The sequence below is a fragment of the Achromobacter sp. PD1 genome, from assembly GCF_048541815.1.
Taxonomy (GTDB): Bacteria; Pseudomonadota; Gammaproteobacteria; order Burkholderiales; family Burkholderiaceae_B; genus Achromobacter; species Achromobacter bronchisepticus_A.
On the sequence record NZ_CP183349.1, the window covers coordinates 4,457,900 to 4,481,338 of the forward strand.

Here is a 23,439-nt window from a genome sequence, read left to right on the forward strand (position 1 = left end):
ATGTTGAACCGACTCTTGCCCATTGCGGCGCTGCTGGCTTTGGCCGCCTTTTCCTGGAGCGGCAGCGACTACTACACCGGCCTGGCGATCAAGATCATGATCTATGCGATCTTCGCGCTCAGCCTGCAGCTGCTGGTGGGCGGCGCGGGACTGGTCAGCCTGGGCCACGCCGCCTTCTTCGGCATCGGCGCCTACGTGGCGGCGCTGCTGTCGCCGGAATCGGAGGCCGCCGGCCTGTGGTGGCTGCTGCCGGCCGCCCTGCTCGCCGCCGCAGCCTATGCGCTGGCGACCGGCGCGCTGGCGCTGCGCACCCGCGGCGTGTACTTCATCATGGTGACGCTGGCCTTCTCGCAGATGGCCTACTACGTGTTCCACGACACCAAGATCGGCGGCGGCAGCGACGGCATCTACCTGTACTTCCGGCCCGAGCTGTCCCTGGGCGGCTGGCTGCCGTTCGACCTGGGCGATGCCCGGACCTTCTACTTCTTCGTGCTGGCCTGCCTGGCGCTGACCTGGGGCTTCCTGGCGCTGCTGCGGCGTTCGCCCTTCGGCGCCGCGCTGGCCGGCATCCGCATCAACGAACAGCGCATGCGCGCGGCCGGCTACTCCACCTATCCGTACAAGCTGGCCGCCTATGTCATCGGCGCCACGCTGGCCAGCCTGGCGGGCTTTCTGTTCGCCCTGAAGGACGGCTTCGTCACGCCCGAGCTGCTGGCCTGGGAACAATCCGGCCTGGTGCTGCTGATGGTGATCCTGGGCGGCATGGGCAGCCTGGGCGGGGCGGTGCTGGGCACCGTGGCGCTGGTGCTGCTGCAGGAACTGTTCCAGTCGCAGGAGATTTTCGGCGAGTACGCGCGCCACTGGCACCTGCCGCTGGGCATCGCCATCATCGCGCTGGTGGCCTTGCTGCCCAATGGCCTGGCGGGACTGCCGGCGCAACTGCGCCAACGGCGCGCGGCGCGCCTACCCGGCGCTGGCGTCGACGCCGCCCGCGCCGCGCCCAAACCGGACGCTGCCCATGCCGGCCGCCAGCCCGCCTCCGCCCGCCTGCCCATCCAGGGAGAGCCCCATGTCTGACGTCCTGCTTGCCGCAAGCGCGGTCACGCGCCGCTTCGGCGGCCTGATGGCGGTGAACGGCGTGTCGCTGCAATTGCAGCGCGGCCAGGTCCACGCCGTCATCGGCACCAACGGCGCGGGCAAGTCCACGCTGATCAACATCCTTTCGGGCGAACTCGCGCCCAGCAGCGGCCAGGTCATGCTGGGCGGGCGCGACATCACGGCCTGGCGCCAGCCCGACCGGGCGCGCGCGGGCCTGGGCCGCAGCTACCAGCGGTCCACCATCTTTCCCGAACTGAGCGTGTTCGAAAACTGCAGATTGGCCGCGCAGGCGCGCCGCCAGCGCTTCTGGCACTGGTGGCGCTCGGCCACGGAATGCCGCCACAGCGCCGAGCTGGCGCGCCACGCGCTGGAACGCACCGGCCTGGCCGATGACGCCACGCGCGAGGCCGGGCTGCTGCCGCATGGCCGCAAGCGCCAGTTGGAGATCGCCATGTGCCTGGCGGGCGAGCCGCAAGTGCTGCTGCTGGACGAACCCCTGGCCGGCATGGGTCCCGAGGAAACCGACCGCATCCTGGAGCTGCTGGACGCGCTCAAGCCCGGCCACGCCATCCTGCTGGTGGAGCATGACATGGACGCGGTCTTCCGCGTTGCCGAGACCATTACCGTCATGGTCAACGGCGCCGCCATCGCCAGCGGCACGCCCGCCGCGATCCGCGCCAACCCGGACGTGCGCACCGCCTACCTGGGCGAAGACAGCCATGGAGCCAGCGTATGACCGCATTGATCGAAACGGGCGGCCTGCACGTCTATTACGGCGCCAGCCACGTGCTGCGCGGCATAGACATGCATATCGCGCCAGGAGAATCCGTAGGCCTGGTGGGCCGCAACGGCATGGGCAAGACCACGCTGATCCGCAGCCTGATGGGCCACGTCAGAAGCGCCCATGGCATCGTGCGCGTGGACGGCCGCGACTGCACCCGCGCGCAGCCGCACTCCATCGCCCGCATGGGCCTGGCCTACGTGCCCGAAGGGCGCGGCATCTTTCCCAACCTGAACGTGCGAGAGAACCTGCAGGTGGCCGCGCGTGCCGGCCGCGACGGCCGCCAGGACTGGACCTACGCCCGCGTGCTGGAAGTATTTCCGCGCCTGCGGGAACGTCTGGGGCATGGCGGCCAGCAGCTATCGGGGGGCGAACAGCAAATGCTGGCCATCGGCCGGGCCCTGATGACCAATCCCGAACTCCTGATCCTGGACGAGGCCACCGAGGGGCTGGCGCCGCTGATCGTGGCCGAAATCTGGAAAATCATCCGGCAGATCCGCGCCAGCGGCATGTCCACGCTGATCGTGGACCGCAATTACCGGGCGGTGCTGGAACACACCGACCGCTGCCTGGTGATGGAAAAAGGCCAGATCGTGCAAGACGGCGACAGCGCGTCGCTGGCCCGGCAGCCCGAGCAGCTGACGCGCTATCTGGGGGTTTAGATCACCGCTTCGATCAGGAACGGGCCGCGGCGCTTCAGGCCTTCCTGCAGCGCGCGCGCGAATCCTTCCACCGTATCCACGCTGACCGCTTCCACGCCCATGCCGCGCGCCAGATGCGTCCAGTCCAGGTACGGTTCCTCCAGGTCCAGCATGCGGCGGGCGTTGCGTCCGGGTTCCTGCACGCCCACGTTCTTCATTTCGCCGTGCAGCGTGGCATAGGAACGGTTGGCCAGGATCACCGTCAGGCAATCCAGGTTCTCGCGCGCTTGCGTCCACAGCGCCTGCAAGGTGTACATGCCGCTGCCGTCGGCTTGCAGGGTGACGACCTTGCGGTCCGGGCAGGCGACGGCGGCGCCGGTCGCCAGGGGCAGGCCGATGCCGATGGCGCCGCCCGTCAGCATGAGCCAATCGTGCGGCGCGCTGTTGACGCTGTAGAGGGGGAATTCGCGGCCTTGGGTGATGGACTCGTCGCAGACGATGGCCTGCTCCGGCAGATGGTGTGCGACCAGGATGTTGACGGCGGCGCCGGTCAGCTTGCCGGACTGCGGCACCTCGTAGCTGGCGGGAGCGGCGGCCAGGCGCGGCGCGTCCTGGGCGATGCCGAGCTCGTCGGCCAGCCACTCCAGCGCATGCGCCAGGTCCTGCTCGGGCGTGCCCAGCACCACCTGCTGGCAGTCGGGCGGCGCCAACAGGCTGGGCTTGCCGGGATAGGCGAAAAAGCCGACAGGCGCTTTCGCCCCGACCAGCACCAGATGGCGTACGTCCTTCAGCTTGGCCACCGCCAGGTCGATCGGATACGGCAGGCGGTCCACCGGCGTCCGCGAGCCGCCGCGTTCGATGCGGCGGTTTGAGGTTTCCGACACCAGCCGCACGCCGGTGGCGCGCGCGATGCGGCCGGCGGCGTTCAGCGCGCGCTCGCGCAACGCGGAACCGCCCAGCATCAACGTCGTGACTTCACCCGAGCGGATCGCGGCAACCGCCGCGCGCACCGCCTCGGCCGAGGTCTGGGCCAGGGCCTCGCTCTTGGCCAGCACCGGCGCAGTGTTGTCGGGCAGGTCCGTCCAGGCCGCGTCGGCGGGCAGGATCAGCGTGGCGATGTTGCCCGGCGAGCGGCGCGCCACGCCCACGGCTTCGGCGGCGTCGGCGGACAGGTCGGCGGCCTTGGTGGTGCGCTTGACCCAATGCGACATCGGACGCGCGACGCCTTCGACGTCGCTGGTCAGCGGCGCGTCGTATTGGACGTGATAGGTGGCGTGGTCGCCCACGATGTTGACCATGGGCGTGCGGGCGCGTTTGGCGTTGTGCAGGTTGGCCAGGCCGTTGCCCAACCCCGGCCCCAGGTGCAGCAGCGTGGCCGCGGGCTTGTCAGCCATGCGCGCATAGCCGTCGGCCGCGCCCGTCACCACGCCTTCGAACAAGCCCAGCACGCAACGCATCTTCGGTTTGCGATCCAATGCCGCGACAAAGTGCATTTCCGATGTGCCGGGGTTCGCGAAGCAAACGTCCACATCGTTGGCCAGCAAGGTATCGCAAAGACTATCAGCGCCGTTCATCGTTTTTCCCTGATCATTTTCCATTGGCGGTGCATGGGCGCATGCGCGCCCGCGTGACATGCATGATAGGTAGCGTAGCCGAAACCGGCTAGAGCCATTTCAGGCCGCCGTCATGGAACCATTCCACAGGTTCCGCCAAACGGAATTTGAAGGACCCGGTCAACCCAGTATCTGCCCCAGGAAGGCCTGCGCGCGTTCGGTGCGCGGCGCGCGGAAGAAATTGTCCGGCGTGTCGGCCTCGACGATGGCGCCCTGGTCCATGAAGACCACGCGGTCGCCGACTTCGCGCGCGAAACCCATTTCATGCGTCACACAGACCATGGTCATGCCGTCGCGGGCCAGCGCCACCATGGTGTCCAGCACTTCCTTGACCATTTCGGGATCCAGCGCCGAGGTGGGCTCGTCGAACAGCATGATCTTGGGCCGCATGCACAGCGCCCGCGCGATCGCCACGCGCTGCTTCTGGCCGCCGGACAACTGGCCCGGATACTTGGCGGCGTGTTGCGGGATCTTGACGCGCTCCAGGTATTCCATGGCGCGGGCCTCGGCTTCCTCGCGCGGCACGCCCTTCACCAGCATCGGCGCCAGCGTGCAGTTGTCCAGCACGGTCAGGTGCGGAAACAGGTTGAAGTGCTGGAACACCATGCCGACCTCGGCGCGGATGCGCTCGATGTTCTTCAGGTCGTCGTTCAGTTCGATGCCGTCGACCACGATGCGGCCTTGCTGGTGTTCCTCGAGCCGGTTCAAGAGCCGGATGGTGGTCGACTTGCCGGAACCGGACGGCCCGCACAGGATCAGCTTTTCTCCCGGCAGCACCTCCAGCGCCAGTTCGTCCAGCACCTTGAAGTCGCCATACCATTTGCAAACGCCCTGCATCGTGATGATAGGGGCGGCATAGTTCAATCCATCCATCGCATCAGGCCTTGGAAATGTCATGGTTTTCGCCCGCGCCGCTCCAGTAGCCCGGCACAGTCAGGCGCTTTTCGGAACGGCGGAACACGTAGGACAGCACGCTGCACATGGCGAAGTAGATGACGCCCACCATGGTGTAGACGGTCAGCGCCTGGAAGGTGGCGCCCGCCAGCATTTCGCCCGCGCGCATCAGCTCGTAGACACTGATGACGGCCACCAGCGAGGTCTCCTTGATCAGCACCAGCGCGTAGTTGCCCAGCGCCGGGAACACGGTGCGCAGCGCCTGCGGCAATACGATGCGGCGCAGCCGCTGCACTTTGCCCAGGCCCAGCGCGCGCGCCGCCTCGTACTGGCCGCTGTCGACCGACTGGATGCCGCTGCGGAACAGTTCGGCCAGATAGGCGCCGAAGTTCAGCGTCAGCCCCAGCACGCCGGCGACGAAGCCATTGATGACCACGCCCATCTCGGGCAGGCCGTAGTAGATGTAGAACAGCTGCAGCAGCAGCGGCGTGCCTCGTATCACATCGATGTAGAAACGCGCGCCGCGGCTGAGCAGCCGCGACGGCGACAGGCGGCACAGACAGACGACCAGGCCCAGGGCCACCGCCAGGAATGCCGAACAGAAAAACAGCGCCAGGGTCCAGACGGTGCCCTCGGCCAGGGGGGTCAGGTACATGCGCAGGGTCGCGAGATCCAAGTCGTACTCCTTATCCGTGCCGGTGCGGCGTCATTTGCTCATCAGGTCGGCCACGCCCCACTTCTGCCCGATGGCGGCAAGCTCGCCGTTCTGCTTCATCTGCGCCAGCGCGCCGTTGACCGCCTCCAGCAGCGCGGCGTTGCCCTTCTGCACCGCCATGCCCACCTGCCACTTGCGTTGCGGCTGGTAGCCCGTGTCCAGCTTCACGCCCGGGATGTTCTTGGTCTTGATCTGGTAGATGATGCTGGGCGGGTCGACGATGCCCAGGTCGATGCGGCCGGCGCGCACGTCGGCCAGCAGCGTGGAATAGTCCTGGTACGTGGACACCTTGGTGCCGGGCATGTCCTTGATCATGTTGAACTGCACCGAGTCCACCAGCACGCCCACACGCTGGCCCTTCATGTCTTCGAACTTGGCGTATTTCTTGTCTGCCTTGTCGCTGACCACGACGCCCTCGCCCCATTCATAGACCGGCGCCGAAAAATCGATGGCGCGGGCGCGTTCCTCTGTGATGAAGAGCGGCGCGGACATCACGTCGGCGCGGCCCGAGGTCAGCGTGGGAATCAGGCCGGAGAACGGCACATCGGACAGCTTGTCCGACACCTTCAAGTGCTTGGCCACGGCCGCGGCCACGTCCACCATGATGCCCTCCAGCTGGTTCGACTTCGGATTCTTGAAGCCGTGCGGCGGCGCGGACGCCGTGGTGACTACATTCAGGCTCTGATCCGCGCGGATCTCGTCCAGCGTGCGCGCCTGCGCGCCGCCCTGAGCCAGCAGGCCGGCGACAGCCAGGCCCAGCAGAATGGATTTGAGTTTCATCGTTTTCCCCTTGGATGAAGTTGTCGGCGTGGTGAACCCGGCTCAGGCCGGACGCCCCTGCGGATACTGCTGCACCGCGACCGCCGCCAGCGCGCAGAATTCCTGCATGACGGTGGCTGCCAGGAAGGCCGTGGCCCCCTGCACGTCTTGCGGCGGCGACACGGTGTTCACGTCGAATGCCACGAAGTTCAGGCCCGCGAGCTGGCGCAACAGCGCCAGCCCTTCCTTGGCCGTGAGCCCACCCCACTCCGGCGTGCACACGCCCGGCGCGCAGGAGGGATCGAAGATGTCCATGTCGAAGCACAGGTACACCGGACGCTCGCCGATGCGCTGCTTGATGTCGGCCAGCGCGCCCTTCTGGTCCTGGTCGAAGTCGTCATAAGGCAGGATCGTGTAGCCGACCTCGCGGCCGAACTCCAGCACGCCCGGCATGAAGGAGCTGCCGCGCGTGCCGACGTGAAAGCTGGAGGCCACGTCCAGCAGCCCTTCTTCGGCGGCGCGCGTGAACGTGGTGGCGGTGTTGTAGCCGGGGATGGGATAGGTGTCGGTGTGCGAATCGAAATGCAGCACAACGAAATCCGGATGGCGGCGCGCCACGGCGCGCAGCTGCGGCAAGGTGACCGCGCCGTCGCCTCCCATGGAGATCGGAATCGCGCCCGAGTCCAGGATGGCGCCGATGCCGGCCTCGATCAGCGGATAGGACGCGTCCGGATCGCCCGGATGGCAGGCCACGTTGCCCACGTCGATGGCGCGCAGGAATTCCGGCGGGTTGTCGATGCCGTGGCGCCGGAAGATGTCCACCGGCCGCAGCAGCCTGGACTGCTCCCGTATCGCGTCCGGCCCCTGGCGCGAACCGACGCGGAACGGATGCGTGCCGCAATCGAATGGAATGCCGACCACGCAGGCGCGCGCCGCGCCCGTGCCGGCGGCGCGGACGGCGGGCAGGCCCATGAACCCGGCGACGGGATGAAAACAGACTTCGGCTGGCTGCTGCACAACTCGGCTCCTGTGTGACGACCGCTGCCATGAACTAGGCCGGGATCACTATTTAGATTCGATCAAATCGCTGTGCGATATTATCGTGTCGAAATAAGAGTAGCGTGCGTACAAGCAACCGGCCAATTAGGGAGTTTCCCCTAATCGGCGGTTTTATATCCGACTAAATTAGTAAGAATAGCAAGCACGCTAGCCTGGCGCGCCTGCGCCCCGCGTGCACTGGAATCAGGCCTCGTCGCCCGCGAGCGGCATCGCGTCGCGCAGGGCGCCGCCCGGCGGCTCCATTTCATAAAAGGGGCGGGACCGCCCCAAGGTGCGCGACGCGCTGATGGCGTGCGCCGTTTCCACCACTTGCGGACCGAACACCGCCTGCGCCTGCTCGAACGACCAGCGGCTGGACGGCACCGACACGTTGACGGCCCCTACTGGCGTGCCGCCGGCATCCAGCACCGCGGCGCTGACCGTGATGTCGCCCGGATAGAACTCGCCGTTGGAGCGCGCATACCCGTGACGCCGGGCAAACTCCAGCTCGCCCTGGAGCTCGTCCATGCCGGTGATGGTGGCGGCCGTGTAGGCCTTGCGGTCGCAGCGTTCCAGGAGATCGCGCGCGACTGCGGGATCCAGCCTGGCCAGCACCGCCCGGCCCGCCGCCGTGCAGTACAGCGGCAGGCGCATGCCCACCGGCATGTTCACGAACATTTCCTTGTGGGTGGCAAAGCGCGCCACGTACACCATATCCAGGCCGTCGGGCTCGGCCAGGCTGCAGGTCTCCTGGCTGTTGCGGTTGAGCGTGTGCAGGAAGGGATTGCCGCCCAGCACCAGCGGGCTGGTCTGCACGTACTTCATGCCCAGCTCCAGCGACCAGGGTCCCAGCGAGAACTTCTTGCTCAAGGGATCCTTGCGCAGGTAGCCCAGGGTCCACAGCGTGTGGGTGAAGCGCTGCACCGAACTCTTGCTCAGCCCGGTCGCTTCGGCCAGCTCTGGCAAGGTCATGGCGGGCTGCCCCTCGCTGAAGGCGCGCAGGACGGAGACGCCGCGCGCCAGCGCGGCGATGAACAGTGGGGAATCCTCGGCGTTTCGGGTCTGCGTCATGGCGCGTTGGGGCGTCCAGTGGAAAGCGCATAGCGTACCGTAATACGGTGCGAACGTATCGCGTGGCGATGCCATAAAAAAACGGCCCGGAAATCCGGGCCGCCCTGGCTGGCGGGAACCTCAGCGGATCGGCCAGGGATACATGGCGCCGCCCTTGTTCCACAACGCATTGGTGCCGCGTTGCAGGCCAAGCTTGCTGTCCTTGCCCACGTTGCGCTCGAACACTTCGCTGTAATTGCCCACTGCCTTGATGGCGTTGTAGGCCCACTTCTCATCCAGCCCCATGTTCTTGCCCGCGCCCGGCGTCACGCCCAGGATGCGGGCGATGTTGGGGTTGTTGCTCTTGAGCATTTCATCCACGTTCTTCTGCGTGATGCCGTATTCCTCGGCTTCCATCAGCGCGAACAGCGTCCAGCGCACGATGCCCAGCCAGTTCTCGTCGCCCTGGCGCACCATGGGACCCAGCGGCTCCTTGGAGAAACGTTCCGGCAGGATTTCGTAGTCGTCCGGCTTGGCGACCTGCGTGGCGCGCACCGCGGCCAGTTGCGAGGCGTCGTCGGTGAAGGCGTCGCAACGGCCCGACTCGAAGGCGCGCACGACCTCGGTCACCTTGTCGATCACCACCGGCTTGAACTCGATGTTGTTGGTGCGGAACCAGTCGGCCAGGTTGAGCTCCGTGGTGGTGCCGGGCTGCACGCAGACCGTGGCGCCGTTGAGTTCCTTGGCGCTTTTGACGCCCAGCTTCTTGTTCACCAGGATGCCCTGGCCGTCGTAGAAGCTGGCCGCCACGGCTGCCAGGCCCAGCGAGGTGTCGCGGGTCTGCGTCAGCGTGACGGTGCGCAGCAGCACATCCACCTCGCCCGATTGCAACGCCGTGAAGCGCTGCTGGGTGGACAGCGGCGTGCCCTTGAATTTGGTCGGATCACCGAACACCGCCGCCGCGACCGCGCGACAGATGTCCACGTCCATGCCTTCCCATTCGCCCTTGCTGTTGGTGGCCGAAAAGCCGGATACGCCGTCGGTCAGGCCGCACTGCACGAATCCTTTTTTCTTCACGGCATCGAGGGTGGGCCCCGCCACCGCCGCCTGGGATGCGCAAGCCAGGGCAATGGCGCCGGCTGCAAACAAGATGGACCGCTTCATGATCGCTTCTCCTGAGATGGATGCCGCGCTGGCTTGTAAGCCGGCTGCGGTTGAAACCGAGCCCTGCCTTACTGGGCCGGCCGCCAGATTAAGGCATGTCCACGGCGTGAACAACGCGAAGAAGCCTAGTGGAAACCCGGGGTACCGGCCGCGATTCCAGAAGGTTGCAGACCTGTCCGGTGAACGAACTTTATCCGCCTGCCAGCCCGCGATGGCCGCTTGCCTTGGTGCCATACTTTTTTCGCGTCCCGGGCCCGCCGCTGCCGGCGCCGCGATCTCTCAAAAATAACGGCCGCGACTACGCCAGCGGCCGACTCATGGAGGAGACTCAACCCATGACCCGTGCAAGCCTCTTGCAGTCCCGCCGCAGCATCCTCAAATCCCTGCTGGGCACGGCCCTGACGGCCGCCGGCCTGGCCGCCGGCGCCGGCGTCCACGCAGCGGATGACTGGCCCAGCAAGCCGATCAAGATCATCGTGCCGTACACGCCGGGCGGCTCGACCGACATCGTCACGCGCATCGTGATGGACAAGCTCGGCCCGCGCCTGAAGCAAACCATCATCATCGAGAACCGCCCCGGCGCCAACAGCAGCGTGGGCGCCGCCATCGCCGCGAAGGCGGAGCCGGACGGCTACACCTTTCTTTCCATCCTTCCGGCCTACATCATCAATTTCCATCTATACAAGCTGGGCTACAAGCCCGCCGACCTGACGCCCGTGGTGCAGATGGCGGACCTGCCCCTGTTCCTGTTCGTGGCCGAAGACATACCCGTGAAGACGGTGGCCGAACTGGTCGACTATGGCCGCAAGAATCCGGACAAGCTCACCTATGCCTCCAGCGGCAACGGTTCCAGCGCGCACCTGACCGGCGCCGACTTCGCGCTGCAAAGCAAGATCACCATGACGCACGTGGCCTACAAAGGCAGCGCCCCCATCCTGGCCGACCTGCTGGGCGGCCGCGTATCGATGGTCTTCGACCCGATCCTCGTGCCCATGCAGTACGTCAAGCAGAACCGGCTGAAGGCGCTGGCGTTCACCGGCAAGCAGCGCTGGCCGACCGAGCCCTCGATCCCGACCATGGAAGAAGCCGGCCTGCCCGGCTTCGTCACCGGTTCGTGGGCGGGCCTGATGGCGCCGGCCGGCACGCCTGCGCCGGTCATCGAGCGCATGGCGCGCGAGATCAGCGAGATCGTCAAGGAACCCGACGTCAGGCAGAAATTCCTGGACGCGGGCTTCCTGCCGGCCAGCGGCACCACCGCGCAATTCGCGGAGCTGATGAAGACGGACTCGACGCGCTACGCCGGAATCATCAAGCAGGCCCGCATCACCTTGGACTGAAGGCGCAGGAGCCCCGCCATGATCGACAAGTTCTACGACACTCCCGAAACCGCCGTTGCGGACGTCCACGATGGCGCGACCGTGCTGATCAGCGGCTTCGGCGGCGCCGGCATGCCCACCGAACTGATCCACGCGCTGATCGCGCAGGGCGCGCGCGAACTCACCGTGGTCAGCAACAACGCCGGCAACCACGAAACCGGCCTGGCCGCGCTGATCAAGGCCGGGCGCGTGCGCAAGGTGATCTGCTCGTTTCCCAAGGCCTCGCACTCCTGGGTCTTCGACGAGTTCTACCGCCAGGGCCGCATCGAACTGGAATGCGTGCCGCAAGGCACCATCGCCGAACGCCTGCGGGCGGCCGGCGCCGGCCTGGGTGGGTTCTACACGCCCACGGCCTATGGCACCGAACTGGCGCGCGGCAAGGAAACGCGCATGATCGACGGCCGCGGCCACGTCTTCGAACATCCCTTGCATGGCGACTTTGCACTGGTGAAGGCCGACCTGGCCGACCGCTGGGGCAATCTCACCTACAACAAGAGCGCGCGCAACTTCGGTCCCGTCATGTGCATGGCGGCCAAGACCGCCATCGTGCAGGTGCGCGCCAAGGTCGCGCTGGGCGAGCTCTCGCCCGAGGCCGTGGTGACGCCGGGCATCTTCGTCAAGCGCGTCACCCAGGTGGCCAACGCCGCCTTTTCCAGCTAGGGCTGGGCGAATCCAAAGGAGTCCGCATGTTCCAACCCCTGACCCGCGAGGCCATGGCGCGCCGCCTGGCCCAGGACATCCCCGACGGCAGCTATGTCAACCTGGGCATCGGCATGCCGGTGCTGGTGGCCGCCCACCTGCCCGCCGGCCGCGAGATCGTGCTGCACAGCGAGAACGGCATCCTGGGCATGGGCCCGCCGCCCGCCGAGGCCGACATCAACCTGGACCTGATCAACGCCGGCAAGCAGCCCGTGACCCTGCTCGAAGGCGGCGCTTATTTCCATCATGCGGATTCGTTCGCGATGATGCGCGGCGGCCATCTGGATATCTGCGTCATGGGCGGCATGCAGGTCGCCGGCAACGGCGACCTGGCCAACTGGTCGCTGGCCAAACCCGGGGAGGCGCCGGCCGTGGGCGGCGCGATGGACCTGGCGGTGGGCGCGCGCAGCGTCTACATCATGATGGAACACAACAGCAAGAGCGGCGAACCCAAGATCGTCGAACGCTGCACGTATCCGCTGACGGGCGCCGGCGTGGTGGACCGCATCTATACCGACCTCGCCGTCATCGAGATCACGCCGGACGGGCTGCTGGTTCGGGATATGATCGACGGCATGACCCTCTCAGCCCTCCAGGCGCGCACTGGCGCGCCATTGCGCGCAGCCTGATGCGGCCCAACCTTCCCCCGCCCGGCTATGCCGCGCCGCTCGCGGCGGAAGATCATCCGGACCAGTTGCGCGGCGATCCGGACTACATGCTGACGCTGGCGCGCGGCCTGCATGTGATCCGCGCCTTCGGCACCCGCCGCCATCCGCAGACCGCGGCCGAACTGAGCCGCCGCGCCGGCCTGCCGCGCGCCGTGGTGCAGCGCTGCCTGCACACGCTGATCCTGTTGGGCATCGCCGAACAACACGGCAGGCTCTATGTGCTGACGCCGCGCATCCTGGGCCTGGGCTACGCCTATTTCTCGTCCACGCCCTTCGTCTCGCTGGCGCAGCCGGTACTGGAAGAACTCAGCGCCACGATCAACGAGACCTGCGCCCTGGCCATCATGGAAGGCCACGAAATGCTGTACCTGGCGCGTTCCGAGGTCACTCGCCTGCTGGCCACCTCGATGGGGCTGGGCAGCAGGCTGCCGGCGTACTGCACCTCCATCGGGCGGGTGCTGCTGGCGCAATTGCCGGAGCCCGCGCTGGCCCGCTACTTCGCCGCGACCGAGCTGCAGCCATACACGGAATTCACGCTGGTCACCGAGGAAAAACTGCGCGCCGAACTCGCGCGCATCCGCGCACAGGATTACGCCGTCGTCGACCAGGAGCTGGAATTGAACGTGCGCGCCATCTCGGTGGCGGTGCGCTCGGCCAGCGGCAAGGCCTGCGGCGCGGTCAACGTCAGCGTCAAGGCGGCGCGGGTGCCGTTGAACCGGCTGACGGAGGAGTTCCTGCCGCCGTTGCGGCAGGCGGTGGAAAGGATCGGCGAATTTCTGGCGGCGTAGGATGGGTGAAGCACGCGAGTCCTTACTCAAGAACTACCGCGCTTCACTCATCCTACAAGTCCGTCGTGTCCAAGACGAAAGCCGCTGCGGCGCGGCCGATGCGGTCGTTGACGGCGTGCCAGTCATCGGTAGCCGGCGGCGCCTGCACGATGATGCGCGCATAACCCTGCTTGTCCAGATCGCGCAGCAGGCCATAGAGCGCCTGGGCGTAACGCGCCGGATCGGCGGGCACGGCCTGCCACTGCACCCGGGCGTCGAGCGCGGCCGGACGATCGCCGTAGGCGACCACCACGACCTTGCCCTCGGGCAGGCCCTGCCCCTGCACCACGTCGCGCAGCCGCGCGTCCGAGGCCAGCTCCAGCGCCGTGCGCGGCGCGTAGTGCGCCTTCAGCGTGCCCGATGCCCTGGGCGCGGCGGCGTCGGGCGCGAAGACCTGCACGCCCAGCACGGCTTCGATCTGCGCGGCGCTGATGTGGCCGGGACGCAGTAGCACGGGACCGGCGCCGCGGTCCAGGCGCGACAGGTCGAGGATGGTGGACTCGATGCCCACCTCCGACGCGCCGCCCTCCAGCACCGGCATGCCGGCCGCGACTTCCTCGGGGAACTCGCTGCGCACGTGCTCGGCGCGCGTGGGCGACACCTGGCCGAACTTGTTGGCCGACGGCGCCGCGACGCCGCCCTGCCCGTTGGGCTTGCCCCCGGCAAAAGCCGCCAGCAGCGCCTGCGCCACCGGATGCGAGGGACAGCGGATGCCGATGCTGTCCTGGCCGCCGCTGACCGTATCGGCGATGTGCGGCGCGCGCTTGAGGATCAGCGTGAGCGGACCGGGCCAGAAGGCGTCGATCAGCAGGCGCGCCTCTTGCGGCACTTCCGCCGCCCAGTACGACAAATCGCCTTGCGGCGCGATGTGCACAATGACGGGATGGTTGGAAGGCCGGCCCTTGGCGGCATAGATCTTGGCGACCGCTTGCGGGTTTTCCGCGTCGGCGCCCAGGCCGTAGACGGTCTCGGTCGGAAACGCGGCCAGCTCGCCGTCCAGCATGCGCTGCGCGGCGTGGGCGATCTCCGCGGCGCTGGCGGACGCTGACGGGGGCAAGGAAGTCATGGAATCCGCGCTTTACTCGGGAGCCTGCATGCCCAGCGCCGCCGCCACGCGGGCGGCGTCGTCACGAGCCTGCTGCAAGGTCGGCGCCACGATCGTGATGTGGCCCATCTTGCGGCCGCGGCGCGCTTCGCGCTTGCCGTACAGATGCAGCTTGGCAGTTGGCACGGCCAGCGCGGCGGCCCAATCGGGTTCGCGCTGCGCCGTGGCGGTGGCCGACGGATACCAGATGTCGCCCAGGATGTTCAACATGACGGCAGGCGCCAGCAGGTCGGAGCCGCCCAGCGGCAGGCCGGCCATGGCGCGCGCCTGCTGCTCGAACTGGCTGGTCAGGCAGGCGTCCATGGTGTAGTGGCCGCTGTTATGCGGGCGCGGCGCGATCTCATTGACGATCAGGCTGCCGTCCTTGAGCACGAAGAATTCCACGCACAGCACGCCGTGGTAGCCCAGGCCTTGCGCGATGGCTTGCGCGGCCTGCGTGGCGCGGGCCTGGCGTTCTGCGTGGGCTGCGTCCTGCTGCACCGGCGCGGCGGTCGACACCGCCAGGATGCCGTCGCGGTGCACGTTGCGCGCCACCGGGAACACCACGCTCGCGCCGTCGAAACCGCGCGCCAGCACCACGGAAATTTCGTAGTCCAGCGGCATCAGCGCTTCCAGCACGCAGGCCACGCCGCCGAATTCGGCGAAGGCGGCCAGCGCCTCCTCGCGCGTGCTGATGCGGGCCTGGCCCTTGCCGTCGTAACCCAGGCGGGCGACTTTCAGGATGCCCGGAAACAGCCCTTGGGGCGCAGCGCGCAGGTCGGCTTCGCTGCGGATCGCGGCGTGCGGCGCGACAGCAATGCCCTGCGAGGCAATGAAGGTCTTTTCGGCGATGCGGTCCTGCACGATGGCGACGGCATCTCCGGCCGGGCTGACGCGGCAGCGCGTGGCCAGGGTGCGCAGGCTGTCCGCGGGCACGTTCTCGAATTCGGTAGTGACGGCCTGACAGGTCTGGGCCAGGCGCTCGAGGCCGGCTTCGTCGTCATAGGCCGCCTGGATGTGCAGGTCGGCCACCATGCCCGCCGGGCATTCGGCGGCCGGATCCAGCACCGCGACCTTGTAGCCCAGGCTCTGGGCCGCGTGGCAGAACATGCGGCCCAGTTGGCCCCCGCCCAGCAATCCCAGCCAGCCGCCGGGAGCAATCATGAAAGCAGTCGATTGAGTCATTCTGATCAGGCCTCGGGCGGAACCTTCATGTCGCGCGCGGCTTGCGTCTGGCGGGCGCGGAACGCCACCAGCTTCTTGTGCAAGCCCGCGTCCGTGCCAGCCAGGGTGGCGATCAGGTGCAGCGCGGCATTGGCCGCGCCGGCTTCGCCGATCGCGAAGGTGGCCACCGGCACGCCCTTGGGCATTTGCACGATGGACAGCAGCGAATCCTCGCCGCGCAGGTACTTGGACGGCACCGGCACGCCGAACACCGGCACTTCGGTCAGCGCGGCCATCATGCCCGGCAGGTGCGCCGCGCCGCCGGCGCCGGCGATGATGCCGCGCAGGCCGCGGGCATGCGCCGCCGCGCCGTACTCGGCCATGTCCTGCGGCATGCGATGTGCGGAGATCACGCGCGCCTCATGGGGAACGCCAAAATCCTCCAGCATCGTGACCGCGTGCTTCATGACCTCCCAATCGCTGGAAGAACCCATAATCACGCCCACCACGGGGGTGGCCTCTGCCGCTGCGGAAGTCTTGGCTGTCATAACCGGTGTCGTAGAGTTGAGACCGCGGCGCAGGGCCGCGGAAAGTCAAAGGACCGCGGACGGATGCCGCGAAACCCGGTATTTTACCCGGCGCCGGCAAGGGCTATGTCGCGGAGGCGGAATCCAGCCATTGGTAGCTGGCGGGGTTGTCCGGACAAGGCCCGAAACCGCACTCCAGCGTGGTGCTGCCCACATTGGCCAGCGCCACCAGGAAAAACAGGGCCATGACCAGCACGCCCAGCACCGACACCGGCTTGCGCAACATGTTGTCGCCCCATTTGCGGTCGACCGCCAGCATCACGGCGCAGAACACGATGATGGCGGCAAAGGCGATGAACGCCCAGGTGTAGAAGTGCAGGCCCAGCAGGGGCGAACCGTAGCCCGGATCGCCCGGCGCGATGTGCAGCAGCACTTGCCGGCCGGCGGCCAGCATGCCGCCCAACGCGGCCGCGATGCTCATCGCATAGTGCATGGGCGAAGGCCCCAGCCGCATGTTCAGCAAAAAGCCCACGCCCGCTAGCAACAGCGCCACGCGCTGCAACAGGCACAGCGGACAAGGCAGTTCGTCGTAGGCGATCTGCCAGAAGAAGGCCATGCCCAGGGCGCCGGTGACGCCCAGCAGCGCCAGGCCATTGAGGACGCGCGAGCCGCGCGCGGGATTGCGGGAGAAGATCATCGCCCCGCCCTCAGAACGACAAGGCCAGCGGGCTGGTCATGTGGTACTGGCACCAGGCGGCGAACAGCGCCAGCGTCAACAGCCAGAAAGTCACGCAGGGGCGGCGCCTGCCTAGCATGCCAAACCACACCGCGATCAGGCCAGTCAGGAAAGGCAACATCATTACCATGCTGGGAGCTCCTTTCTGGGGAACGTCCCCATGCAAGCAGCCGGGAATTATAACGTCACAATTCGCAATAAATCTTATCGAAAGCCCTGATAACCCTTGCAGGGCAGGCGCTTTCAGGTCGAAAAAGCCGCTCCATCTGAACCGTCCCGCGGAAATTGCATGTAAGGGCAACTTCCGGGGGGGAGCGGCAGGGCTTCTAGCTTGCGGATGTCAGGGTTCTTTAGCCGCCGAGGCTGCCCTGCGCCATTCCGATGCTCGCCCCAATGGGGCTGCGCTTCGGATGGCTCCGGGTCCTCGGCTGGCAGTCGCCTAATGCGTAGGTTTCGGACTCCGCTCACGGGCAGATGTCGTGAGCCGGTGGCCGGGCGGAGGGATCCGAAGCGCAGCCCCACCGGGGCGAGCATCGGAATCCCGCAGTCCAGACGCCGGCGGCTCAAGAACCCTGCTTCACCAAACCGAAGTACGGTGCGGCAGGGCTTCGAGCTTGCGGATGTCAGGGTTCTTTAGCCGCCGAGGCAGCCCTGCGCCATTCCGATGCTCGCCCCAGTGGGGCTGCGCTTCGGACGGCTCCGGACCACCTCGGCTGGCAGTCGCCCAATGCGTTGGTTTCGGCCCCCGCTCACGGGCAGATGCCGTGAGCCGGTGGCCGGGCGGAGGGATCCGAAGCGCAGCCCCACCGGGGCGAGCATCGGAATCCCGCAGTCGGGACGCCGGCGGCTCAAGAACCCTGCTTCACAACACCGAAGTGCGATCCGGATTTTCGTCATCCGGACGCCCTAGGAGCGGGTTTTCCTTGGCCGTAAGCGTTCAGGCGACCAGGCGGTCCAGGGCTTCGCGGTACTTGGCGGCGGTCTTTTCCAGCACGTCCTGCGGCAGGCGCGGCGCGGGCGGGGTCTTGTCCCAGGTCTGGGTTTCCAGCCAGTCGCGAACGAACTGCTTGTCGAACGACGGGGGGCTGATGCCCACGCGGTAGCCGTCGGCCGGCCAGAAGCGCGAGGAATCCGGCGTCAGCACTTCGTCCATCAGGTACAGCGTGCCATCGTCGTCCAGCCCGAATTCGAACTTGGTGTCGGCGATGATGATGCCCTTGGTGGCCGCGAACTTGGCCGCTTCGGCGTACAGCTTGAGGGTCACGTCGCGGATGCGCTCGGCCATTTCCTGGCCGACTTCCTTGACCACGTGGGCAAAGTCCACGTTCTCGTCGTGCATGCCGAATTCGGCCTTGGCGGCGGGCGTGAAAATGGGTTCGGGCAGCTGGCTGGCCTGTTGCAGGCCGGCGGGCAGCTTGATGCCGCAGACGGCGCCGGTGGCCTGGTAGTCCTTCCAGCCCGAGCCGATCAGGTAGCCGCGGGCCACCGCTTCCACCAGGATGGGCTTCAAGCGCTTGACCACCACGGCGCGGCCGCGCACCTGGTCGATTTCGTCCGGCGCGACCACGTCTTCGGGCTTGATGCCGGTGGAGTGGTTCGGCAGGATGTGGGCCAGCTTCTGCAGCCAGAACTCGGTCAGTTCGGTCAGCACCTGTCCCTTGCCGGGGATGGGGTCGTCAAGAATCACGTCAAATGCGGAGATGCGATCCGATGCGACGATCAGCAACTTGTCGTCGCCCACCGCGTACATGTCGCGCACCTTACCGCGGCCCAGCAGCGGCAAGGACTTGATGCTGGATTGATGCAAAGCAGAAGTCACGGGAATGGCCTATGGCAATAATGAAGATTCCCGCCTCGGGCAGGCGCCAGGGCGGGAAGTAGAACGGAATCCGGGAACCGCGTGCAAGGCCGGCGCGACGCGCGTGGGTCTTGCGAAGCGCATAGGTTACTGCAAATGGACAGGTTTTGCCGGGCCTCCCCTCGACGCCGCCCGGCGGCCGGGTTAGGCTCTTGCCTCCCCTATGATGCGCGCCGGCCGCCTCTGGCGTCACGGCGCTGACCCCAAGCTGGAGACAGAGCCGTATGCAGGATGCTTCCCCCAAACGCAGCGCCCACGCCGACGCGCAAGTGCACCTGACTGGCGGTTGCCAATGCGGCGCCATCCGCTACGCCATCACCGATGAACCGATCATGGCGGCGACCTGTCATTGCCGGGACTGCCAATATTCCAGCGGCGGCGCCCCGGCCCATGCCCTGATCTTCCCCTCCGGCTCCATCACGCTCCTGCGCGGCAACCCCAAAGAGCACCGCTACCGCGGCGAATCCGGCCATACCGTGATGCGCAGCTTCTGCGCGGACTGCGGCACTCCGCTGTTCGGCAATTCGGCGGGCATGGGCTATGACATCGTGCGGGCCGGTTCGCTGGACGATCCGGAAGCCTTCCGCGCCCGTGCCAGCCTCTGGACCGACTCGGCTCCGTCCTGGCACCACGTCGACCGGACCGTGCCGCACTTTCCCCGCAACTCGCCTGCGCCCTAGCGGCGGCGCAGGCAAAAAAAAGCGGTCCGCATGCGCGGACCGCTTTTCATTGCGCCCGGGCGCCGGACGCCTCAAGCGTCCAGCCCCGCAGCTTTGCTTACTGCACCACTTGAGCCAGCTTGCCCGACGCGTATTGCGCGGCAATTTCGGTCAGCGGCAGGGCCTTGATCTTGCTGGCGTTGCCGGCGGTGCCGAATTCGGTGTAGCGAGCCACACAGATCGCCTTGGCGGCGGCGCGGGCCGGCTTCAGGTATTCGCGCGGGTCGAACTTTTCCGGGTTTTCAGCGAAGAAGCGGCGGATCGCGCCGGTCATGGCCAGACGGATATCGGTGTCGATATTGATCTTGCGCACGCCGTACTTGATGGCTTCCTGGATTTCCTCGACGGGCACGCCGTAGGTTTCCTTCATGTTGCCGCCGAATTCACGGATCTCGGCCAGCAGTTCCTGCGGCACGCTGGAGCTGCCATGCATCACCAGGTGGGTGTTGGGCAGGCGAGCGTGGATTTCCTTGATGCGGGAGATCGACAGAATGTCGCCGGTGGGCTTGCGCGTGAACTTGTAGGCGCCGTGGCTGGTGCCGATGGCGATGGCCAGGGCGTCCAGTTGCGTGCGGCGCACGAAGTCGGCCGCTTGTTCCGGATCGGTCAGCAGCTGATCCATGGTCAGCTTGCCGTCGGCGCCGTGGCCGTCTTCCTTGTCGCCTTCCATGGTTTCCAGGGAACCCAGGCAGCCCAGTTCGCCTTCGACCGTCACGCCCAGCTTGTGGGCGGTGTCCACGACCTTCTTGGTGACTTCGACGTTGTAGTCGTAGTCGGCGATGGTCTTGCCGTCTTCCTTGAGCGAACCGTCCATCATGACGCTGGAGAAGCCCAGGTCGATGGCGCCTTGGCAGATCTTGGGCGACTGGCCGTGATCCTGGTGCATGACCACGGGGATGTGGGGATAGGATTCCACGGCGGCCTGGATCAGGTGCTTCAGGAAGCCTTCGCCCGCGTATTTGCGCGCGCCGGCCGAGGCCTGCATGATCACCGGGCTGTCGGTCTCCGCAGCGGCTTCCATGATGGCCTGGACCTGTTCCAGGTTGTTGACGTTGAAAGCGGGAATGCCGTAGCCGTGCTCGGCGGCGTGGTCGAGCAACTGGCGCATGGAGACTAGGGCCATGAGTGGTCCTCCTTAGGTACTGTCTATTGAAAGATGATTGAAGACTTGCTGAATGGGGTGATTTTACGGGGGATTCGACGAAAGGTCTTGCAACCGCCCGTATCCGGTCCATTCAGATGAGCACGAAAGGCTCAGGCCAGCCTTCGACTCGCCCGAAGGACCGATGGCGCGGCGGGGCGCGCCGCGCCAGAAGCCGCGGCGTCTACGGCCGGCCGGCGTGCGGCACGTCCACCCGGGTCATCAGGATGCAGCCTTGGTGCTTGGCGCGCCGGTTGGCCTCGATGAAGTCGGGCGCGGCCGCCATGAACAGGGTCCGCCCATCCGGCCCGCCCAGGGCGGCGGCGAAGATGCCGAATTCGCCGGTGTCGATCTGCTCCAGGATCTTGCCGCCGCGCGCCACGCGCACGATGCGCTTGCCGATGGCGTCTGCCACCCACAAGGCGCCTTCCGCGTCCAGCGCGCCGCCGTCGGGCCCGATGGCGGAGGCGGCGATCAGCACGCCCAGGTCGTCGCTGGCCGGCAAGGGGCCGAAATCGGCCCAGTCGCGGCGCGGCCCCAGCCCGCCATCGGCCAGGACGTCGAACTCGGAAATGCGGTTGCCGAAGGTTTCGTTGACGATCATGGTCTTGCCGTCCGGCGTGATGAACGAGCCGTTGGGAAAGCAGAGCCCTTCGGCCACCTGGCGCGCCGAGCCGTCGGGATCGACGCGCACGATGCCGGTATTGCGGACCGGCTCGCCCGCCATCAGGTCGAAACCGAAATTGCCCACATAGGCCCGGCCTTGCGCATCCACCACCATGTCGTTGACCGGGCCACCGGTGTACGCCGACAGGTCGGCGTGCACGGCCAACGTGCCGTCCGTCTCGCGCCGCAGCAGCTTGCGGTCCTTCATGGACGCAATCAGCAGGCGGCCGTCCGGCAGCCAGCCCAGCCCGGAAGGCTGCTGCGGCACCTTGCAGATCTGCTCGACCTTGCCCTCCAGGTCCACGGCGATGACCTGCTCGGTATAGAAGTCCGACGCCCACAGGCGGTTTTCGTGCCAGCGCAGCCCCTCCAGATAGGTGTATCCGGACGCCAGCACGGACAGTTCGCGTTTCGGCATTGCCTAGTCTCCTCATGCGGCCCCGCGCAGGGGCCTGTTGTTCGTGTGTTGCCCCGGGCTCGCGGGCGCTGGGGCTGAACCATTCTGGCATGGCGGCGAGCGATAGCGCAGCCGTTCCAAATTGATACATCTTCGCTATCGCCTGCTATTTGCCGTCGCCCCAGGAAGCGGCGCCATCCGTCCCCAACCTGACAACTGCGTGTCAGGTGCGCGGCGTTAAGATCGCGCCCCAAGGGTAAACCCGGGCCTCGCGGCCTACCCTGGCATCCCCTCTCCGGATCCTCTTGCCCGCCCTCATGCCGGCGCGCCCGCCCTGCCGGGCCAGGCAAACGATCCCTGTTTTCCGTTTTGATCATGAACACTAAGAAGCTGACGCGTTACATCGGCATCGCCATGGTGCTGGGCATCGTGGTGGGCTATTTCTGCCACAACTACGCGCAGAATGAGAAAGAGGCGTTGCAGATCGCCTCGTACTTCAGTCTCGTCACCGACATCTTCCTGCGCATGATCAAGATGATCATCGCCCCGCTGGTCTTCGCCACCCTGGTGACCGGCCTGGCCAGCATGAGCGACGCCAGCGCCGTGGGCCGCATCGGCATGCGCGCCATGGTCTGGTTCATCGCCGCATCGGCCCTGTCGCTGCTGCTGGGCCTGGCACTGGTCAACATCTTCCAGCCAGGCGCGCACATGAACCTGGCGCTGCCGGACGCGGGCCTGACCTCGGGCCTGAAGACGGGCGACTTCACGCTCAAGGCCTTCATCACGCACGTGTTCCCGCGCAGCATCGCAGAGGCCATGGCCAACAACGAGATCCTGCAGATCCTGGTGTTCTCGCTGTTCTTCGGCGCCGCCCTGTCCTTCATCCGCGGCAAGGGCCACAACGCGATCTACAACCTGATCGACGAACTGGCCAAGATCATGTTCCGGGTGACGGACTACGTGATGCGCTTCGCGCCCCTGGGCGTGTTCGCCGCCATGGCCGCCGCCATCACCACCGAGGGCCTGGGCGTGCTGGTCAGCTACGGCAAGCTGATAGGCGAGTTCTACCTGGGCCTGGCGCTGCTGTGGGCCATTCTGTTCGCCGTGGGCTACCTGTTCCTGGGCAAGTCGACCTTCCGCCTGGGCGGTTTGATCAAAGAGCCCACGCTGCTGGCGTTCTCCACGGCCAGCAGCGAATCCGCCTACCCCAAGACCATCGAGGCGCTGACCCGTTTCGGGGTGCCCAAGCGCATCTCGGGCTTCGTGCTGCCGCTGGGCTACTCCTTCAACCTGGACGGCTCGATGATGTACCAGTCCTTCGCGGTACTGTTCATCGCCCAGGCCTACAACATCCAGATGAGCTTTACGCAGCAGCTGACCCTGCTGCTGGTGCTGATGGTCACCAGCAAAGGCATGGCCGGCGTGGCGCGCGCCTCGCTCGTGGTGGTGGCCGCGACCCTGCCGATGTTCCACCTGCCGGAAGCAGGCCTGTTGCTGATCATGGGCATCGACCAGTTCTTCGACATGGGCCGCACCGCCACCAACGTGGTCGGCAACAGCCTGGCCACCGCCGTGATCTCCAAGCTGGAAGGCAATCGCGAGGACACGGCCGATACCGAGTCCGTCGCAGCCGGGGAAGCCTCCCCGGGACAGGCCGCAAACCAGAACGCCTGAAACAGCAGGCAATGAAAAACGGGCCGCATGGCCCGTTTTTTTCATGGCTTGCGCCAGCTTGACCGGCGCCATGGCCGGGAGCAACATATAAAACCCTTCGCTCCCCATCCCGGCGCGGCACGCATGGGCGCCGCGCTCAGTTCTCATGCC

24 protein-coding genes are annotated in these 23,439 nt (G+C 66.8%); 9 read left to right on the forward strand and 15 right to left on the reverse strand.

The features are described from left to right. From ACM1PE_RS20940 to ACM1PE_RS20950, 3 genes are read left to right on the forward strand one after another with little or no spacing between them, the layout of a single operon-like run. A complete protein-coding gene (locus ACM1PE_RS20940) occupies positions 1 to 1,077 on the forward strand; it encodes a branched-chain amino acid ABC transporter permease (RefSeq protein WP_419340836.1) in 1,077 nt (358 codons plus the stop codon). Further along, on the forward strand, positions 1,070 to 1,834 hold the full coding sequence (locus ACM1PE_RS20945) for an ABC transporter ATP-binding protein (RefSeq protein ID WP_419340837.1): 765 nt from the start codon (positions 1,070 to 1,072) through the stop codon (positions 1,832 to 1,834). Before ACM1PE_RS20940 ends, ACM1PE_RS20945 begins: the two co-directional genes overlap by 8 nt. After that, positions 1,831 to 2,541: an ABC transporter ATP-binding protein gene (locus ACM1PE_RS20950; protein ID WP_419340838.1), complete on the forward strand. Its 711-nt coding sequence runs from the start codon at positions 1,831 to 1,833 to the stop codon at positions 2,539 to 2,541. Before ACM1PE_RS20945 ends, ACM1PE_RS20950 begins: the two co-directional genes overlap by 4 nt. On the opposite strand, the gene ACM1PE_RS20955 is transcribed toward ACM1PE_RS20950, so the two are convergent. The 7 genes from ACM1PE_RS20955 to ACM1PE_RS20985 form a co-directional block, all read right to left on the reverse strand. Continuing rightward, the gene (locus tag ACM1PE_RS20955) at positions 2,538 to 4,094 is read right to left on the reverse strand and encodes an acetolactate synthase large subunit (RefSeq protein WP_059380196.1); all 1,557 of its coding nucleotides are present in this window, start codon (positions 4,092 to 4,094) and stop codon (positions 2,538 to 2,540) included. The two genes, ACM1PE_RS20950 and ACM1PE_RS20955, sit on opposite strands and share 4 nt — an antisense overlap. 159 nt (positions 4,095 to 4,253) lie before the next feature. Continuing rightward, positions 4,254 to 5,006: an amino acid ABC transporter ATP-binding protein gene (locus tag ACM1PE_RS20960; RefSeq protein ID WP_059380197.1), complete on the reverse strand. Its 753-nt coding sequence runs from the start codon at positions 5,004 to 5,006 to the stop codon at positions 4,254 to 4,256. Positions 5,007 to 5,010: 4 nt separating this feature from the next. Then, positions 5,011 to 5,703 (reverse strand): amino acid ABC transporter permease, encoded by a 693-nt coding sequence (locus ACM1PE_RS20965; protein WP_059380198.1) that lies wholly within the window; start codon positions 5,701 to 5,703, stop codon positions 5,011 to 5,013. Between the two features lie 30 nt (positions 5,704 to 5,733). Then, a complete protein-coding gene (locus ACM1PE_RS20970) occupies positions 5,734 to 6,522 on the reverse strand; it encodes an ABC transporter substrate-binding protein (RefSeq protein WP_059380199.1) in 789 nt (262 codons plus the stop codon). Between the two features lie 42 nt (positions 6,523 to 6,564). Beyond that, the gene (locus ACM1PE_RS20975; protein WP_059380213.1) at positions 6,565 to 7,473 is read right to left on the reverse strand and encodes an arginase family protein; all 909 of its coding nucleotides are present in this window, start codon (positions 7,471 to 7,473) and stop codon (positions 6,565 to 6,567) included. Between the two features lie 270 nt (positions 7,474 to 7,743). Then, entirely contained in the window at positions 7,744 to 8,610 is an 867-nt protein-coding gene (locus ACM1PE_RS20980) for an IclR family transcriptional regulator (protein WP_059380200.1), read from the reverse strand. A gap of 120 nt (positions 8,611 to 8,730) precedes the next feature. After that, positions 8,731 to 9,753: an amino acid ABC transporter substrate-binding protein gene (locus tag ACM1PE_RS20985; protein WP_118932778.1), complete on the reverse strand. Its 1,023-nt coding sequence runs from the start codon at positions 9,751 to 9,753 to the stop codon at positions 8,731 to 8,733. A 335-nt stretch (positions 9,754 to 10,088) separates the two neighbouring features. Between ACM1PE_RS20985 and ACM1PE_RS20990 the strand changes: the two genes are divergently transcribed. From ACM1PE_RS20990 to ACM1PE_RS21005, 4 genes are read left to right on the forward strand one after another with little or no spacing between them, the layout of a single operon-like run. Continuing rightward, positions 10,089 to 11,090 (forward strand): Bug family tripartite tricarboxylate transporter substrate binding protein, encoded by a 1,002-nt coding sequence (locus tag ACM1PE_RS20990; RefSeq protein ID WP_059380202.1) that lies wholly within the window; start codon positions 10,089 to 10,091, stop codon positions 11,088 to 11,090. An 18-nt stretch (positions 11,091 to 11,108) separates the two neighbouring features. After that, positions 11,109 to 11,789 carry a 3-oxoacid CoA-transferase subunit A gene (locus ACM1PE_RS20995; RefSeq protein WP_059380203.1) on the forward strand — a complete coding sequence of 227 codons (681 nt, stop codon included), beginning with the start codon at positions 11,109 to 11,111 and terminating at the stop codon, positions 11,787 to 11,789. A gap of 26 nt (positions 11,790 to 11,815) precedes the next feature. Next, positions 11,816 to 12,457: a 3-oxoacid CoA-transferase subunit B gene (locus tag ACM1PE_RS21000; RefSeq protein ID WP_419340839.1), complete on the forward strand. Its 642-nt coding sequence runs from the start codon at positions 11,816 to 11,818 to the stop codon at positions 12,455 to 12,457. Further along, positions 12,457 to 13,284: an IclR family transcriptional regulator domain-containing protein gene (locus tag ACM1PE_RS21005; RefSeq protein ID WP_059380205.1), complete on the forward strand. Its 828-nt coding sequence runs from the start codon at positions 12,457 to 12,459 to the stop codon at positions 13,282 to 13,284. Before ACM1PE_RS21000 ends, ACM1PE_RS21005 begins: the two co-directional genes overlap by 1 nt. 52 nt (positions 13,285 to 13,336) lie before the next feature. On the opposite strand, the gene ACM1PE_RS21010 is transcribed toward ACM1PE_RS21005, so the two are convergent. The 6 genes from ACM1PE_RS21010 to ACM1PE_RS21035 form a co-directional block, all read right to left on the reverse strand. Continuing rightward, the gene (locus ACM1PE_RS21010; protein WP_419340840.1) at positions 13,337 to 14,389 is read right to left on the reverse strand and encodes an L-threonylcarbamoyladenylate synthase; all 1,053 of its coding nucleotides are present in this window, start codon (positions 14,387 to 14,389) and stop codon (positions 13,337 to 13,339) included. A 12-nt stretch (positions 14,390 to 14,401) separates the two neighbouring features. Next, positions 14,402 to 15,592, reverse strand: coding sequence for a 5-(carboxyamino)imidazole ribonucleotide synthase (locus tag ACM1PE_RS21015; RefSeq protein ID WP_118932781.1), 1,191 nt, complete (start codon positions 15,590 to 15,592; stop codon positions 14,402 to 14,404). Between the two features lie 5 nt (positions 15,593 to 15,597). After that, on the reverse strand, positions 15,598 to 16,119 hold the full coding sequence (gene purE, locus ACM1PE_RS21020) for a 5-(carboxyamino)imidazole ribonucleotide mutase (RefSeq protein ID WP_054451468.1): 522 nt from the start codon (positions 16,117 to 16,119) through the stop codon (positions 15,598 to 15,600). A 103-nt stretch (positions 16,120 to 16,222) separates the two neighbouring features. Continuing rightward, positions 16,223 to 16,795, reverse strand: a complete 573-nt coding sequence (locus ACM1PE_RS21025) for a disulfide bond formation protein B (protein ID WP_059380208.1) — start codon at positions 16,793 to 16,795, stop codon at positions 16,223 to 16,225. Between the two features lie 10 nt (positions 16,796 to 16,805). Beyond that, complete coding sequence (locus ACM1PE_RS21030) at positions 16,806 to 16,964, reverse strand: DUF5993 family protein (protein ID WP_013395673.1); 159 nt, start codon at positions 16,962 to 16,964, stop codon at positions 16,806 to 16,808. 807 nt (positions 16,965 to 17,771) lie between these two features. After that, positions 17,772 to 18,653 (reverse strand): phosphoribosylaminoimidazolesuccinocarboxamide synthase, encoded by an 882-nt coding sequence (locus tag ACM1PE_RS21035; RefSeq protein WP_059379453.1) that lies wholly within the window; start codon positions 18,651 to 18,653, stop codon positions 17,772 to 17,774. A 263-nt stretch (positions 18,654 to 18,916) separates the two neighbouring features. Between ACM1PE_RS21035 and ACM1PE_RS21040 the strand changes: the two genes are divergently transcribed. Beyond that, positions 18,917 to 19,372 (forward strand): GFA family protein, encoded by a 456-nt coding sequence (locus ACM1PE_RS21040; RefSeq protein ID WP_419340841.1) that lies wholly within the window; start codon positions 18,917 to 18,919, stop codon positions 19,370 to 19,372. Positions 19,373 to 19,469: 97 nt separating this feature from the next. Here ACM1PE_RS21040 and fba read toward each other — a convergent pair whose 3' ends face one another. Together fba and ACM1PE_RS21050 are read right to left on the reverse strand one after the other, a co-directional pair. After that, positions 19,470 to 20,534, reverse strand: a complete 1,065-nt coding sequence (gene fba, locus ACM1PE_RS21045) for a class II fructose-bisphosphate aldolase (RefSeq protein ID WP_059379455.1) — start codon at positions 20,532 to 20,534, stop codon at positions 19,470 to 19,472. A 202-nt stretch (positions 20,535 to 20,736) separates the two neighbouring features. Further along, positions 20,737 to 21,636 carry an SMP-30/gluconolactonase/LRE family protein gene (locus ACM1PE_RS21050; RefSeq protein ID WP_419340842.1) on the reverse strand — a complete coding sequence of 300 codons (900 nt, stop codon included), beginning with the start codon at positions 21,634 to 21,636 and terminating at the stop codon, positions 20,737 to 20,739. Between the two features lie 354 nt (positions 21,637 to 21,990). On the opposite strand from ACM1PE_RS21050, the gene ACM1PE_RS21055 reads away from it, so the two are divergent. Beyond that, complete coding sequence (locus ACM1PE_RS21055; RefSeq protein ID WP_419340843.1) at positions 21,991 to 23,289, forward strand: dicarboxylate/amino acid:cation symporter; 1,299 nt, start codon at positions 21,991 to 21,993, stop codon at positions 23,287 to 23,289. The last annotated feature ends 150 nt before the right edge of the window (positions 23,290 to 23,439 follow it).